This window comes from Sunxiuqinia rutila (assembly GCF_050589705.1).
GTDB lineage: Bacteria > Bacteroidota > Bacteroidia > Bacteroidales > Prolixibacteraceae > Sunxiuqinia > Sunxiuqinia rutila.
This window is the reverse complement of record NZ_JBNGOT010000003.1, coordinates 105716-122009: the sequence shown is the minus strand read 5'-3', so window position 1 is coordinate 122009 and position 16294 is coordinate 105716. Positions and strand designations below refer to the sequence as shown.

The window sequence follows — 16294 nt, the reverse complement described above, 5'->3', positions numbered from 1 at the left end:
GAATCCCGACAACATACGTGCTGTCGGGATTTTTTTTTGTTTTTTTCTGGATCAGACTTTTATAAAGCGGTTCTTTCGCTTTTAGCCATATGTTTTTCTTTATTTTTTTCTAAATTGCTAGATGGTAAAAAAATTGTCGGCTTTGTTTTTCTTCTTTAGCTGGCGGTGTAACTGAATAAAATAAATATGAGGTCAGGGGGATTGTCGTTGGTGCTAAAAATGTTGATTGGGTTTTGCCTGGGAAGTGTCCTGCTTCTCCTGTTGTTTGCGATTCATGATGTTTTTACGGCCGAAACTCATTTGAGCTGGAACGAAGCGCTATTGGTTGTTTTGTTTGGCGGAATAGCAGGCTTAATGGTTAGCCTGTTGCTGATTGCCAATATTAAGCAAACCCGGAAGCTGCGCGATAGTGAAAAGAAATACCAAACCTTAATTGATCAGTCGCTGGATGGAATTTACATTGAAGATGAACGGGGAAATATACTGGAATGCAATGTGCAGGGCTATAAAATGTTTGGGTATACCAAAGAGGAAATGCTAAAGCTATCCTTGAGGGATTTGGTTCCCCCTGAATTCAGCAAGCTCTTGCCCGATGTGATTCCCGATGAAATGGAAACAGGAGATGTTTACCTGGAACGTGAAAACATAAAAAAGGATGGTACCATTTTCCCCACAGAAATCAATACCAAATTTATTACCCTGAATGGAGAACGACGGCTACTGGCTTATGTGAAAGACAATACCGAAAAAAAGAGAGCAGAGCAAGCACTGAAGGAAAGTGAAGGTAACCTGAAAGCGCTGAATGCCGCCAAAGACAAAATCTTATCCATTATTGCACATGATCTTAAAAACCAGTTTGGAGCAATTCTTGGATTCAGTGAAATGATAGCAGATGAGGCTGAACACCATCAGCTGACTACCTTGAATGATTACGCCAATGAAATTAATCTGGCGGCTTCTCAGGCCAATAGCTTGCTCGAAAATATGCTGAGTTGGGCCATGATGCAAAAGAAAATGGCCTCATTTAAACCCATGGCACTTTGTTTGTCCGAACTGGTGGATAAAGTCTGTGACACACTCCGTGGAACCGCAAACATCAAGAAAATTCAACTACAGAACCGGGTACTTGCAGATTTGAAGGTGTATGCCGATGGTGATATGATGCTAACGGTACTTCGGAATCTGCTCTCGAATGCCATCAAGTTTACCTCTCGAAATGGCTTGGTTGAGATTTTATCAGATGGCCCCGGAGAGCTGGGAGAAGTGGTGATTGAGGTCAGAGACAATGGCGTGGGAATTGCTCCCGAAAAAATCGCTAAGCTGTTTCGACCGGGGGAGTATCAATCCACTTTGGGGACCGAGCAGGAAATTGGCACCGGCCTTGGCTTGGCCGTATGTCAGGAGTTTATTGAAAAGCATGGCGGGCGCATTTGGGTGGAGAGTGAATTGGGGAAAGGGTCTTCCTTTTTTATGAAACTGCCGACATGTAAGGATTGAGTGAGCTCCAGCCTGCTGGCTGTTGAAGTTCCATAAGTCCAAGCCTGATAAAATAAGAAAAGCCGGTTCAATCTGACTGAACCGGCTTTTTATTGTAATCAATTACGATTTTCTATTTGTATTCTCCCCAGTGTTTGATGGTGATATCTTCCAGCTTATGCTTGCAAATGGCATAGATGAAAGCACTGGCCACACGGGCGTTGGTGATCAACGGCACGTTGTAGTCAATGGAGTTCCGGCGGATTTTGTAGCCATTACTCAATTCACGTTTTGTATAGTTTTTAGGGATATTGACAACCAGGTCAATTTTCTTTTCGCGAAGGTATTCAACCGTGTTCGGATGTTGGTCTTCCTCATCGGGCCAGTGCAGCATGGTTGACTCTACTTTGTTTTCGCGCAGGAAGCGGTGTGTTCCTTCGGTGGCAAAAACATTGTAGCCATGTTCAACCAGCATACGGGCGCTGTTCAGCATTTCCAGCTTCGAGCGGGCAGGTCCGGAAGAAATCAGGATATTCTTTTTAGGGAATTTGTAACCAACCGAAAGCATTGATTTCAGAATGGCCTCGTAGAAGTTTTCGCCGATACAAGCAACCTCTCCGGTTGATGACATGTCAACACCTAAAACAGGGTCGGCATTCAACAGACGGGCAAAAGAGAACTGAGGAGCTTTTACACCAACGTATTCCAGCTCAAACAGCGATTTGTCCGGCTTTTGATAAGGAACTCCCAGCATCACCTGAGTCGCAATCTCAATCAGGTTGATCTTCATGACTTTCGACACGAATGGGAAACTACGTGATGCACGCAGGTTACATTCGATAACTTTGATGTCATTGTCTTTAGCCAGAAACTGCATGTTGAAAGGTCCTGAAATATTCAGCGCCTTGGCAATCTCGCGTGAAATTTTCTTCACCCGGCGAATGGTTTCAACATAAAGCTTTTGTGGTGGGAAAACGATGGTGGCATCACCGGAGTGAACACCCGCAAATTCCACGTGCTCCGAGATGGCGTAAGCTACCATTTCACCTTTGTCGGCCACAGCGTCAATCTCAATTTCCTTGGCCAGCTCAATAAATTCAGACACAACTACCGGGTGTTCTTTTGAAACATCGGCTGCCAGCTGCAGGAAGTGTTCCAGTTGCTCCTCGTTTGAAACCACATTCATGGCAGCGCCCGAAAGAACGTAAGAAGGACGGATAAGCAGCGGATAGCCCACTTCATCCACAAATTTGTAGATGTCGTCAATACTGGTCAGCTCATTCCAGCGAGGCTGGTCAATGCCCAGGTCATCAAGTAGCGAACTGAATTTCTTGCGGTCTTCCGCATTGTCAATCTTTTGTGCTGATGTTCCCAGAATTGGCACATCCTGAGCCGCCAGTTTCATGGCCAGGTTATTGGGGATCTGACCACCCACTGAGAGAATTACTCCTTTCGGGCTTTCCAGGTCAATCACATCCATCACCCGCTCAAAAGTCAATTCGTCGAAGAACAGGCGGTCGCAAGTGTCATAATCAGTACTCACCGTTTCAGGGTTGTAGTTGATCATGATGGAGCGGTAACCTTCCTTGCGAATGGTGTTGATGGCATTTACCGAACACCAGTCAAATTCCACTGAACTACCAATACGGTATGCACCTGAACCCAGAACGATCACAGAGTTGTTATCCTTCGGAAACTCAATGTCGTGTTCGGTACCATTGTAGGTCATGTACAGGTAGTTGGTTTGCGCAGGATACTCTCCGGCCAGCGTGTCAATTTGCTTGACAACAGGCAAAATGTTATGCGCTTTCCGGTGTTCCCGAACTTCAATCAGTTTCGCCGTCATTTCTTTGTTCGGGGCATCGAGCACCAAACGGGCGATCTGGAAGTCGGAGAAGCCAGCTTGTTTAACCTGAAGCAACAACTCGTTATTCAAATCCTGCAGGCTGTTAACTTCTTTGAGCTCTTCATTCAGCTTGTGAATTTTATAAAGCTTCTGCAAAAACCAGCGATCGATTTTTGTTTTCTCATGAATGTCTTCAATGGTGTATCCTTGAGCAAAAGCGGCGGCGATGGCAAAAATCCGTCGATCCGTTGGATGAATCAACTCTTCATCAATTTGCTCAATGGTAATTTCTTCTTTGTTGCCCACAAAACCGTGCATGCCGATGCCCACCATGCGGATTCCCTTCTGAATGGCTTCTTCAAAGCTACGTCCGATAGACATGATTTCACCAACAGACTTCATCGAGCTGCCCAGGTTTTTGGAAACACCACTAAACTTGTTCAAATCCCAACGAGGAATTTTACAAACGACGTAGTCCAGAGCAGGCTCAAAACAAGCTGTAGTAACCTTGGTTACCGAGTTGCTTAGTTCGTGCAAACCATAACCCAGTCCAAGTTTGGCAGCCACAAAAGCCAGCGGATAACCTGTTGCTTTTGATGCCAAGGCTGAAGAGCGTGAAAGTCGTGCGTTCACTTCAATTACACGGTAATCCTCAGAGTATGGGTCCAGGGCAAACTGAACGTTACACTCTCCAATAACGCCAATGTGGCGAATGATTTTGATGGAGATTGCACGTAGTTTGTGGTATTCTCTGTTAGACAATGTTTGAGAAGGGGCAACAACAATACTCTCTCCGGTGTGAATTCCCAGCGGATCGAAGTTTTCCATGTTACACACCGTAATACAGTTGTCGTACTGGTCACGTACCACTTCATATTCTACCTCTTTCCAGCCTTTCAGCGATTCTTCAACCAAAATTTGAGGCGAGTAAGAAAAGGCACTTGAGGCCAGGTCTTTGAGTTCCTGGTCATTTTTGCAGAATCCGCTTCCTAAACCACCCAGGGTGTAAGCTGCGCGGATGATGATGGGGTAGCCCAGTTTTGTTGCTGCATCCTGCGCTTCAGCCATGTTAGTACAGGCAATACTGCGTGGAGTAAACACATCAATTTCGGCTAGTTTGCCGGCAAAAATCTGGCGGTCTTCGGTATCGATAATCGATTGGACCGGTGTTCCAACAACCTCGATGTTGTATTTTTCAAGAACACCGCTTTCGAATAGTTCTACCCCGCAGTTCAGGGCTGTTTGACCACCAAAGGCCAGCAGGATACCATCCGGATTTTCCTTCTTGATTACTTGCTCGACAAAGAAGGCTGTAACCGGTAAGAAGTAAATCTTGTCGGCAATTTCCTGCGAAGTCTGGATTGTAGCAATATTCGGGTTGATCAGTACGGTTTCAACGCCTTCTTCCTTCAAGGCTTTCAGTGCTTGTGAACCGGAGTAGTCAAACTCACCGGCCTCACCAATTTTCAGTGCACCTGAACCCAGAACGATTGCTTTTTTTATGTTTTTATTTATTTGGTTACTCATTTGAAGCTGTGTTATAAAAATTAGGCTTTCTGCTTAAATTCAACAATGTTTTGAATGAACTCATCAAACAAATATTCTGTATCAACCGGACCACTGGAAGCTTCCGGGTGGAACTGAGTAGAGAAGAATGGTTTTGTTTTGTGTCGGATGCCCTCGTTGGTTTTATCATTTACATTGACAAACATGCTTTCCCAGTCTTCAGGAAGAGTGTTGGGGTCAATAACATAGCCGTGGTTTTGCGAAGTGATAAAACAGCGGTCAGTTCCGGCAAGTAAAACCGGTTGGTTATGGCTTCGGTGTCCGAATTTCAGTTTGTAGGTATCAGCACCGGCAGCACGGGCCAGCAGCTGGTTCCCAAGGCAAATTCCCATGATGGGCTTTTCGGTCGCCATTACTTTTTTAATAGTCTCAACGGTTTTGTCGCAGCGGGCAGGGTCGCCCGGGCCATTTGAAATGAAGACCCCGTCAAATTCTTCTTCCGAAAAATCGTAATCCCAGGGAACGCGAATGACCGTTGTGTTGCGTTGGAGTAAACAGCGAATGATGTTGTTTTTTACGCCACAGTCAATTAAAACAACTTTGTGTTCCCCATTGCCATACACTTCCTTTTTCTCTATACTGGCAACAGCTACCAGGTTTTCCTTGTTTGGATCGTAAAAATCAATTGGCTCTTCTTCAAACTCGATTTTTCCTAACATCGATCCTTTCACGCGTAACACTTTGGTTAGTGCACGTGTGTCAATCCCATACAGTCCGGGAACTTTTGATTCTTTTAACCAGTCACCGAGGCTTTTGCTTGCATTCCAGTGGCTGTATTCCGAAGAGTAGTCCGAAATAATCAATCCGCTGATGTGCATTTTGTGTGACTCGTAGTGAGCGTGCACGCCTTCATCCGAAAGATCTGTTGGAACACCATAATTCCCAATCATTGGATAGGTCGAAACCAAAATCTGACCGGTATATGAAGGATCTGTTAAACTTTCCGGGTATCCGGTCATAGCAGTATAAAAAACCACTTCGCCGGCAATGGACTGTTCATATCCGAAAGATTTTCCCTCAAACCTGGTCCCGTCTTCTAAAACCAAACTGACTTTCTTTGCCTTTGTCATTGTACTAATCGCTTATAGATTAAAAAAAATGCGTCTGACTACCGAAAGTAGGGCAAACGCATTGTGCTTATTTTCTTTTGAATAATGTTTTTTCTTCACCGTCATATTGTATTGCTACCAAAAACACTCATCGTGACAAAATGTTTTTTGGTGAGCGTTTCGGCTACAAAAATAGAAATAATTCTGGAATAAAAATTTGATTTTTACAGAAAATGCATAATTTTGCATAGGATTTGCATATATATACAGAAAATGAAGAATCGCACGAAAAGACAATTGGCTATAAAAAAAATAGTTACATCAAAGGAGATTAGTAGCCAGGAGGAACTGCTGGGGCAACTGAAAGAAGAAGGTTATGAGTTGACCCAGGCGACCTTGTCACGTGATTTAAAAATATTAAAGGTGGCTAAAGTGGCACATCCGAACAAAGGATACGTATATGTTTTCCCGGAAGGGGTGAATGTTGATCCACAGTATGAGAATTCACGGGTGAATTTTTTGGCCGATGGATTTCGTGATTTGCAGTTTTCCGGAAACTTGGCGGTGTTAAGAACACGTCCGGGCTATGCAAGCAGCTTAGCTGCGGTGTTGGATCATGCAGATCCGTATGAGATTATAGGAAGCATTGCTGGAGATGACACCATTTTACTGGTGATGCGAGAGGGAGTAACTCCCAGTGATTTAATTAATAGTTTGATTTTGGTAATGCCAAAATTAGAAGACAAAATTGGATAGATGGATAGGATTTTAGATTAAATGAAAAACATTAAGGATATTAAAGTTATTGCAGCAAATGTTGCGCACTTGGACTATGTTGCCAAGATTAATGACAGTATTGATCTGGCTTCCAAGGAGAGAGGGACTGGTATTGCCCGTCGATCAGATGAGTATATTACTCAAAAGATTGTGGAGGGAAAAGCCATTATTGCTTTAGATGGCACCGCTTTTGCCGGTTTCTGTTACATTGAATCGTGGGGGCACAATCGGTTTGTGGCCAACTCGGGTTTGATTGTTGTTCGCGATTACCGGGGAATTGGACTGGCACGTGAAATTAAGCGGAAAGCTTTTGAATTGTCACGAGAAAAGTTCCCGAATGCTAAAATATTTGGATTGACAACGGGGCTGGCGGTTATGAAAATTAACCATGAGTTGGGCTATCGCCCGGTTACTTTTTCAGAACTTACGGATGATGAGGATTTCTGGAAGGGATGCCAGAGTTGTGTAAATTATGATATTCTAACGCGTACCGGGCGTTCTAAATGCTTGTGTACCGGAATGCTTTTTGATCCGGAGTGGGAAAAGAAGAAGGTGAAGAAGGTCGAAAAGAGCAAAAAAATATCATTGACGGAAATCATCGGTAAATTGAAACCTAAAAGTCATTCAGGCGGTAAAGAATCAGGAGATAATCGTTTTAAAAAAATAATTCAGAACTTAAGTGATGGCACTGTTCGGCAATAATTTCAGGATTAATTTTCTTTAAATATTTCCAATTATGGAAATGGATTAAGCTTAGTGAGCTGCATAACAGTTTAGGGAAAAAAGGTTAGTAAAGTTGTAAGTTTTCAGTAGAAATGCTGAATTGGTGTCATCACTTTTTATAAAAAACAAATCAAATGAAAGAGAAAGTAGTATTAGCATACAGCGGAGGTTTGGATACTTCATTTTGCGCAAAGTATTTATCGGTTGAAAAAAATCTTGAAGTTTATACGGCTCTTGCTAATACCGGCGGTTTTGGTGCCGAAGAGCTGGAAGATATTGAGACGAAAGCGTATGAGTTAGGCTCGGCCAAACACGTTACGCTGGATGTAACCGATACCTATTATAGTAAGTGTATCCGATACATGGTTTATGGCAATGTTCTCCGGAATAATACTTATCCGATTTCGGTTAGTTCTGAACGGGTTTTTCAAGCGATTGCCATCATTGAATATGCCAAGAAAATTGGGGCAAAATATGTTGCTCACGGAAGTACTGGGGCCGGAAACGACCAGGTACGTTTCGACCTTACTTTTGAAGTTCTGGCTCCGGATATTGAAATTTTGACACCCACACGCGACTTGCAACTCAGCCGTCAGGAAGAGATTGACTACCTGAAAAAACACGGTGTTGAGGCCGATTGGTCTAAAATGGCTTACTCGATTAATAAAGGCTTGTGGGGAACCAGTATTGGTGGAAAAGAAACACTGACTTCAGATAAAACCTTACCCGAAGAAGCTTATCCTTCTCAATTGGAAGCGAAGGGAGAGAAAGAGATTTCACTTGATTTTGTAAAAGGTGAGCTGAAAGGTGTTGATGGTAAAAAATACTTCAATACGGTAGATGCGATCCGCGCTTTGGAAGCTTTGGCTGCTCCATACGCCATTGGCCGCGATATGCATATTGGTGATACCATTATTGGTATTAAGGGGCGTGTTGGCTTTGAAGCAGCAGCTCCCATGCTGATCATTAAAGCGCACCAAATGCTGGAAAAACACACGCTTACCAAATGGCAAATGTACTGGAAAGAGCAGTTGTCGAACTGGTATGGCATGTTCCTGCACGAATCGCTTTACCTGGATCCGGTGATGCGCGACATTGAAAAATTCCTAGAAAATACACAGGAAACAGTTACCGGTAAAGTAATTGTAACACTGAAGCCATACCATTATGTGTTGGTTGGTGTTGAGTCAGAATATGATTTGATGAAATCAGACTTTGGTGAGTATGGTGAGATGAATAAAGCCTGGACCAGCGAGGATGTTAAAGGGTTCACCAAAATTTTAGGAACTTCGTTGAAAATTTACAATTCAGTTAATAAAAAATACTAAGCAGGAGCGATACATGATTCAAGTAGGAATAATAGGAGGGGCAGGATACACTGCAGGAGAATTGATTCGTATTTTATTGAACCATCCACAGGCGGAAATCGCTTTTGTGCAAAGTAGCAGCAATGGCGGCAATCCGGTAACCAATGTTCATCGCGACTTGCTGGGCGAAACAGACCTGCAGTTTGTTGCTGAGCCTGATTTTGCAAAGGTTGATGTTATTTTTCTGTGCATGGGCCACGGAAAATCCAAAGCATTTGTTGAGGCCAATTCGTTGCCGGAGTCGCTTAAGGTAATTGACCTGAGCCACGACTACCGGTTAAAAGCAGCGGGAAATGCGTTTGTTTATGGTTTGCCCGAAATCAACCGCGAAGCCATTCGAACAGCTCAATATATTGCCAATCCGGGCTGTTTTGCCACCGGAATTCAACTGGCAGTTTTGCCACTGGCAGCAGCTGGTTTAGTCAAAAATGAAATTCATGTCCACGCCATTACCGGGTCAACCGGGGCAGGACAGGCTCCAAGTGCTACCTCGCATTTTAGCTGGCGCAACAGCAATGTGTCGGTGTACAAAGCTTTTCAGCATCAGCATTTGGGCGAAATTGGCCAAAGCTTTAAGCAGTTGCAGGATTCCTTCGACTTCGATATCAACTTTGTGCCGGTTCGAGGAAATCATACCCGGGGTATTTTTGCTTCGGTTTATACTGATTTTGACGGAAGCCTGGAAGAGGCTGTTCAGCTTTATGAAACGTATTATGCAACACATCCTTTTGTATTTGTTAGCAGCGAAAATCCGGATGTAAAACAAGTGGTGAACACCAATAAGGCGGTTCTTCATCTGGAAAAACACGGCCGGAAACTATTGATCCTAAGTGTAACGGATAACCTGCTGAAAGGGGCTTCCGGACAAGCCGTTCAGAACATGAACCTGCAGTTTGGTCTGGATGAAAAGGCCGGGTTGAACTTAAAACCGGTATCATTTTAATTGATTAGTATGAATTTATTCGATGTATATCCCTTGTTTGACATTACTCCGGTGAAAGCCGAAGGATGCTACGTATGGGACGATGCCGGTAACCGGTATCTGGATTTATATGGAGGCCATGCTGTAATTTCAGTCGGGCACAGCCACCCAAAATATGTTGCTCAAATTAGTGAGCAGCTGCAACAAATCGGCTTTTACAGCAACTCGGTAAAGATTCCTCAGCAGCAGGAACTGGCCACTAAATTGGGGCAGCTTTCCGGATGCGATGACTATCAGTTGTTTTTGTGTAACTCGGGGGCTGAGGCCAATGAAAATGCCTTGAAACTGGCTTCGTTTACAACTGGCCGGAAAAAAGTGATCAGCTTTAAAAAGGGTTTTCACGGGCGTACTTCGGCTGCAGTGGCCATTACCGATAATCCGAAAATTGTTGCTCCGGTCAATGAAACAGAGCATGCCGTGATTTTACCTTTAAACGATATTGCTGCGGTTGAGCAGCAATTGAAAGCGAAAGATGTTGCGGCAGTCATTGTGGAAGGCATTCAGGGAATCGGAGGGATTCATGTTCCGGATTCGGCTTTCCTTGAAAAATTGAGCCAGTTATGTAAACAGTACGGAAGCTTGCTTGTTCTGGATGAAATCCAATCAGGGTATGGCCGAAGTGGCAAGTTCTTTGCTTATCAATACACCGCTGTACAGCCCGATATGATTACTATGGCCAAAGGTATGGGCAATGGATTTCCCATTGGTGGCGTGCTGATTAGCCCCGAACTGAAACCATGGCATGGCATGCTGGGCACGACCTTTGGAGGCAACTACCTGGCTTGTGCTGCCGGTATTGCTGTATTGGATATTATGGCTCAAGAACAGTTGGTAACCAATGCGGAGCAAGTAGGAAACTACTTGATTGAAAAGCTGACAGCTATTGGGGGAATTAAAGAAGTTCGGGGAGAAGGATTGATGATTGGTATTGAGTTTGACGAAGAAGTGAAACCCATCCGTCAGAAACTGCTTTTCGATGAGAAAATATTTACCGGAGTTTCCGGAGCGCATATTATTCGATTGCTGCCACCCTTAAGTTTAACCATGGAACAAGCAGCTTATTTTATCGAAAAATTTGAAAAAGTATTGAAGGAACTCGCCGTTCATTCAAACTAAAAATAAACAAAATGAAAGTTGGAAAAATTACCATAATTGGCGCCGGAAATATGGGCGGAGCAATTGCCAACGGCTTGTTGAAGTCGGGCTATGTTGAACCTTCAGCAATTAGCATCTCCGATCCGCGTAAAGCTGTTTTAGAAGGCTTTAAAGCTTGCGGATTGAATACGTTTCAGGACAATCTGGAGGCTGTAAAAACAGCGGACGTGATTATTTTTGCTGTGAAACCGTATCATATTGAGAAGGTGATCAATGGGGTAAAACCAGCTTTAACTTCGGATAAAATTATTGTTTCCATTGCAGCGGGTGTAAGCCTGGCAGAGTTGGGCGGGATGATTGGCGATGATGCCCGGATTTTGCGCGTAATGCCCAACACTGCCATTTCCTTGCAGGAATCCATGACTTGCATTTCAGGCAATGGCAATTCAGAAGGAGACCTTGATACGGTTAAGGAATTGTTCGACCAACTGGGTTCTACCGTGGTGATCAATGAGGAGTTGATGGCTGCGGCAACGGTGCTGGCCTCCTGCGGTACCGCATTCGCTTTGCGCTATGTGCGGGCAGCCATGCAAGGAGGTATCGAAATGGGCTTTAATGCCGAAATGGCGCAGTTTATTACTGCTCAAACGGTAAAGGGGGCTGTTCAGTTGATTATGAATACCGGCCATCATCCGGAGCGGGAAATTGATAAGGTGACTACCCCCCGGGGAATTACCATTACCGGAATCAATGAGATGGAACATAAAGGTTTCAGCTCTTCGGTAATTCAGGGACTGATAGCCTCATTTAATAAGGTGGAACGCGGATAGAGCCCGGAAGACATGAGTTTTAATTATAAGAAAATTACCATAAAAGTAGGTAGTAACGTTCTAACCAAGTCTGATGGGACATTGAATGTTGCCCGAATGGAGCATCTGGTGGATCAAATTGCCCTGCTTCACCAGAAAGGAGTCGAAGTCATTTTGGTTTCGTCCGGTGCGGTTGCTGCCGGTCGTAGCGAAATGAAACTGAACCGGAAGCTGGATACGGTTTCCTCTCGTCAGCTGTGGTCGGCCATTGGGCAGGTGAAGATGATCAATCAATACGCTGCTTTTTTCAATAAGCATGGCATTACCTGTGCACAGGTGCTGACCACCAAAGATAACTTTGGCGACCGGAATCATTACCTGAACATGAAAAACTGTTTTACCACCTTGCTGGAAAACAGGGTGGTGCCGGTGGTCAATGAGAATGATACCATTTCGGTTACCGAACTGATGTTTACCGATAATGATGAGTTGTCGGGGCTGATTGCCTCGATGCAAAATTCAGAAGCTTTGATTATTCTCAGTAACATTGATGGCATTTACGATGGCGATCCTAAGTTGCCGGAATCGCAGATCATTGAAGAGATCAACCTGAAAGACCGCGACTGGATGAAGAATATCTTAACCCAGAAATCCGGCTTCGGACGTGGAGGCATGCTAACCAAAAGCTCCATTGCCCGCAAGACGGCTAAAGATGGTATTGCGGTGCACATTGCCAACGGGATGCGCGATCATATTCTGACGGATATTCTGAGCAAGGACCGGGAGGTAAAACATACTTGGTTTAAGGCCGGTAAACGCAAGTCGTCGAATGTGAAAAAATGGATCGCTTATTCGCATAGTTTTGCCAAAGGCGAGCTGGTCATTAATCAAGGAGCCAAAGATGCGTTGAACTCATCCAAAGCCACCAGTTTGTTACCCATCGGGGTAACCGAAGTGAAAGGGCTGTTTAAGCGGGGCGACATTGTAAAAATTATCGATGAACAAGGCCGGCTGGTCGGCTGGGGAAAATCGCAATATTCGGCGGATAAAGTGAAAGCCGAAGGCGAGAGTCTTAAGCAAAAACCAGTGGTGCATTACGATTATTTGTATTTAAGTGAAGATTAATGAATTAATGAAAATAAGCTCAGGATAGTTAGTTTCTTATCTTAACAATCCCCTTTTTTTTGTTGACTTCAACAAGATATTCTGAGTTGTCCCCTTCCTCCCCCAGGGAAGGGGACTTTTAATAGAAACAGGAGGTACTATGGAGGTTAAAAAACAATTGGAATTAACGCTGAAAGCCAGCAGAAATCTGGCTTTGCTAAGCGAAAGCAAGATTAATGATGTTTTGTTGGAGCTTGCTGAAGCAGCCGTTGAAAACACCGAAGCGATTTTAGTGGAAAACCAAAAAGACTTAAGCCGGATGGATCCGGAAGACCCTAAGTTTGATCGTTTGAAACTTACGCCGGAGCGAATTCAGAGCATTGCGGATGATATCCGGAATGTAGCTTCCTTACCTTCTCCTCTGGGGCGCATTTTGAGCGAAACAACCCGTCCAAATGGAATGCGGATCAAAAAAGTATCGGTAGCCTTTGGGGTGATTGGAATCATTTATGAAGCCCGTCCCAATGTTACCTTCGATGTGTTTTCACTGTGCCTTAAATCGGGAAATGCCTGTGTGTTGAAAGGCGGAAGTGACGCGATTGACTCCAACACGGCTATTGTGAAGGTCATTCATGAGGTGCTGGAAAAGCATGGTATTGATCAGAACGTTTTGGCGCTATTGCCAGCCGACCGTGCCGCAACCGCTGAAATTCTGAACGCGCAAGGCTATGTGGATCTGATTATACCTCGCGGTTCGCAGGGACTGATCAACTATGTGCGAGAGAATGCCACCATTCCGGTGATCGAAACCGGAGCCGGTATTTGCCATACTTATTTTGACGAATATGGCGATGCGGACAAAGGACAAGCCATTGTGGAGAATGCCAAAACCCGGCGTCCAAGTGTTTGCAATGCACTGGACTGTCTGGTAATTCATGAAAGCCGGTTGGCTGATTTGCCTCAGCTTTGTGCTGACTTGCCCCAAAGCAAGGTGGTGGTTTATGCCGATGAGAAAGCTTATGCCGCACTTGCTGGCAACTATCCGGCCGAGCTATTGGAGAAAGCCACCGAGGAGTCTTTTGGAACGGAGTTTTTAGGCTACAAAATGTCGGTGAAAACGGTTCCGGCTTTTCTTGATGCTTTGGATCACATTGCTGCCTACAGCTCGAAACACAGCGAGGCCATTGTTTCAGAAAATGAAGAACGGCTGGATTTATTCCGCAAAATGGTCGATGCGTCTTCGGTGTATTGCAATGTGTCTACCGCTTTTACAGATGGAGCGCAGTTTGGTCTGGGGGCTGAAATTGGCATTTCAACCCAAAAATTACATGCCCGCGGACCGATGGCCCTGGAAGAACTGACCAGTTACAAATACCTCATTGATGGGGATGGACAGGTAAGACCGAAATAGATTGATGATTGCTAACTGGAAACTTGGAATGTAGAACTTGAAACTTGAAATTTTATACGAACTATGAAGCACTTTACGTCTGTACACGACCTCGATAACTTGGATGAAGCCCTGAAATTGGCGCTTGAATTGAAAAAAGATCCTTACCAATATCAAACTCTCGGAAAGAATAAAACCTTGTTGCTGGTGTTCTTTAATTCCAGCCTGCGCACCCGCCTAAGCACCCAGAAGGCTGGTTTAAACCTGGGGATGAACGTAATTGTCTTCGATATAAATGAAGGTGGCTGGAAGCTGGAAACAGAACTGGGCGTCATTATGGATAGTGACAAACCCGAGCATATTCGCGAAGCGGTACCCGTTATTGGCAAGTATTGCGACATTATTGGTGTTCGCTCCTTTGCCAAATTTGAAAACCGGGAGGATGATTACCAGGAAAAAATTATTCAGCAGTTTATCGATTATGCCGGCGTACCGGTAGTGAGCATGGAAGCAGCTACCCGCCATCCGCTGCAGTCCTTTGCCGACCTGATAACCATTGAGGAGCATAAAACCAAGGAGCGTCCTAAAGTGGTAATGACTTGGGCACCGCATCCGCGTGCTTTGCCGCAAGCAGTACCCAACTCGTTTGTGGAATGGATGCGCGAAACAGACTATGAGCTGGTGGTTACTCATCCCGAAGGGTATGAGCTGGCGCCTGAGTTTATGGGCGACCTGAAACCGGAGTACGATCAAATGAAAGCCTTTGAGGGGGCTGACTTTATCTACGCGAAAAGCTGGGCGGCTTACAACGATTATGGCAAGGTCTTGTCGCAAGACCGGGACTGGACTGTTTCGGACCGGCAAATGGCCGTTACCAACAACGCCAAATTTATGCACTGCCTGCCTGTACGGCGAAACATGATTGTGAGCGATTCGGTGATTGACGGACCAAACTCCATCGTGGTTGCTGAAGCTGAGAACCGCTTGTTTTCTGCTCAAGCCGTATTGAAAATGTTGCTGGAACAGATGAAGTAAAAAAGCAATGTCATTTATGGTCATTTTAGAGTCATTCATGGTTTTGCTGAAATGACTTAATGACAATCAACGACTGAATAAACACAAAGAAAATTGATGAGCAAACAGAAATTAACCCTCGTAAAAGTAGGGGGCAAGGTGGTTGAAGAAAAGGATTCGCTGCAGGATTTGCTGGCACGTTTTGCCCAACTGGACGGCTTGAAAGTGCTGGTGCATGGCGGAGGCCGTTCGGCAACTGCCATGGCCGAACGCATGGGCGTTGAAACCCAAATGGTGGATGGCCGGCGCATAACCGATGCCAATATGCTGGAAGTAGTAACCATGGTGTATGGTGGTCTGGTCAACAAAAATATTGTGGCTCAGCTGCAGGCCAATGGTATCAACGCCATCGGGCTGACTGGCGCCGACCTGAACTACATGCAGGCCGTGAAGCGTCCGGTGGCAACCATCGACTATGGCTTTGTGGGCGATGTTGTTTCGGTGCATGTGGATCAACTGAAGTTGTTGGTGGAAAACCAGGTGGTGCCGGTATTGGCGCCTTTAACCCACGATAAAAACGGACAATTGCTGAACACCAATGCCGATACCATTGCGGCTGAAGCGGCCATTGGTTTTAGTGAGTATTTTGATGTGGAGCTGGTCTTTTGCTTTGAAAAACCGGGTGTGCTGGAAGATGCTGAAGACGATTGCTCGGTGATTGCCTCGCTTAATCATGCCCAGTTTAAAGACCTGCAAGCATCAGGGGCTATTCATGCCGGCATGATCCCTAAGCTGGACAACAGTTTCAATGCCATTCAAAAAGGGGTGAGCCAGGTGCGTATCACCAATATCGAAGGCCTTCAAAAAGGAGGAACCTTGCTGGTAGGCGAATAAAAGACTTTAAGAATTAACTCGTAAGCAACAAGGGGTCTGATCGTTTTAGTGATCGGATCCCTTGTTTTATTCTTAAGTAAACCCCTTCAATAAAATTTAAAGGAAGGGGCATGCTAAATTTATTTGCTACTTTTGACCATGCGTTTACGGCTCCAACCTTAAAAGCGGGAGCAGCGTTATTCGCCATCAATTTTCACTAAAA

Annotated in this window: 13 protein-coding genes; 11 read left to right on the top strand and 2 right to left on the bottom strand. The window is 44.8% G+C overall.

Going from position 1 to position 16294, the window contains the following annotated elements; all coding sequences use genetic code 11:
• The first annotated feature begins 186 nt into the window (after positions 1-186).
• Positions 187-1497, top strand: a complete 1311-nt coding sequence (locus ACRD6K_RS04180) for a two-component system sensor histidine kinase NtrB (protein ID WP_430972200.1) — start codon at positions 187-189, stop codon at positions 1495-1497.
• A 112-nt stretch (positions 1498-1609) separates the two neighbouring features.
• Here ACRD6K_RS04180 and carB read toward each other — a convergent pair whose 3' ends face one another.
• Complete coding sequence (gene carB, locus ACRD6K_RS04175; RefSeq protein WP_299577942.1) at positions 1610-4849, bottom strand: carbamoyl-phosphate synthase (glutamine-hydrolyzing) large subunit; 3240 nt, start codon at positions 4847-4849, stop codon at positions 1610-1612.
• Positions 4850-4869: 20 nt separating this feature from the next.
• The gene (carA, locus tag ACRD6K_RS04170; RefSeq protein WP_299577943.1) at positions 4870-5958 is read right to left on the bottom strand and encodes a glutamine-hydrolyzing carbamoyl-phosphate synthase small subunit; all 1089 of its coding nucleotides are present in this window, start codon (positions 5956-5958) and stop codon (positions 4870-4872) included.
• A 252-nt stretch (positions 5959-6210) separates the two neighbouring features.
• Here carA and ACRD6K_RS04165 point away from each other — a divergent pair, with 252 nt between their 5' ends.
• From ACRD6K_RS04165 to argB, 10 genes are all read left to right on the top strand, one after another.
• The gene (locus ACRD6K_RS04165; RefSeq protein ID WP_299577944.1) at positions 6211-6693 is read left to right on the top strand and encodes an arginine repressor; all 483 of its coding nucleotides are present in this window, start codon (positions 6211-6213) and stop codon (positions 6691-6693) included.
• A gap of 21 nt (positions 6694-6714) precedes the next feature.
• Positions 6715-7416, top strand: coding sequence for a GNAT family N-acetyltransferase (locus ACRD6K_RS04160; protein WP_430972199.1), 702 nt, complete (start codon positions 6715-6717; stop codon positions 7414-7416).
• 155 nt (positions 7417-7571) lie between these two features.
• Positions 7572-8765: an argininosuccinate synthase gene (locus ACRD6K_RS04155; protein ID WP_430972198.1), complete on the top strand. Its 1194-nt coding sequence runs from the start codon at positions 7572-7574 to the stop codon at positions 8763-8765.
• Positions 8766-8778: 13 nt separating this feature from the next.
• Positions 8779-9747 carry an N-acetyl-gamma-glutamyl-phosphate reductase gene (gene argC, locus ACRD6K_RS04150; protein WP_430972196.1) on the top strand — a complete coding sequence of 323 codons (969 nt, stop codon included), beginning with the start codon at positions 8779-8781 and terminating at the stop codon, positions 9745-9747.
• 9 nt (positions 9748-9756) lie between these two features.
• Positions 9757-10902 carry an aspartate aminotransferase family protein gene (locus tag ACRD6K_RS04145; RefSeq protein ID WP_430972195.1) on the top strand — a complete coding sequence of 382 codons (1146 nt, stop codon included), beginning with the start codon at positions 9757-9759 and terminating at the stop codon, positions 10900-10902.
• Between the two features lie 11 nt (positions 10903-10913).
• Complete coding sequence (gene proC / locus ACRD6K_RS04140) at positions 10914-11711, top strand: pyrroline-5-carboxylate reductase (RefSeq protein ID WP_430972194.1); 798 nt, start codon at positions 10914-10916, stop codon at positions 11709-11711.
• A 12-nt stretch (positions 11712-11723) separates the two neighbouring features.
• On the top strand, positions 11724-12815 hold the full coding sequence (gene proB, locus ACRD6K_RS04135; RefSeq protein ID WP_430972193.1) for a glutamate 5-kinase: 1092 nt from the start codon (positions 11724-11726) through the stop codon (positions 12813-12815).
• Between the two features lie 139 nt (positions 12816-12954).
• Positions 12955-14205, top strand: a complete 1251-nt coding sequence (locus ACRD6K_RS04130; protein ID WP_299577951.1) for a glutamate-5-semialdehyde dehydrogenase — start codon at positions 12955-12957, stop codon at positions 14203-14205.
• A 63-nt stretch (positions 14206-14268) separates the two neighbouring features.
• Positions 14269-15219: an N-acetylornithine carbamoyltransferase gene (locus ACRD6K_RS04125; protein WP_430972192.1), complete on the top strand. Its 951-nt coding sequence runs from the start codon at positions 14269-14271 to the stop codon at positions 15217-15219.
• 96 nt (positions 15220-15315) lie between these two features.
• Complete coding sequence (argB, locus tag ACRD6K_RS04120) at positions 15316-16092, top strand: acetylglutamate kinase (protein ID WP_299577953.1); 777 nt, start codon at positions 15316-15318, stop codon at positions 16090-16092.
• The last annotated feature ends 202 nt before the right edge of the window (positions 16093-16294 follow it).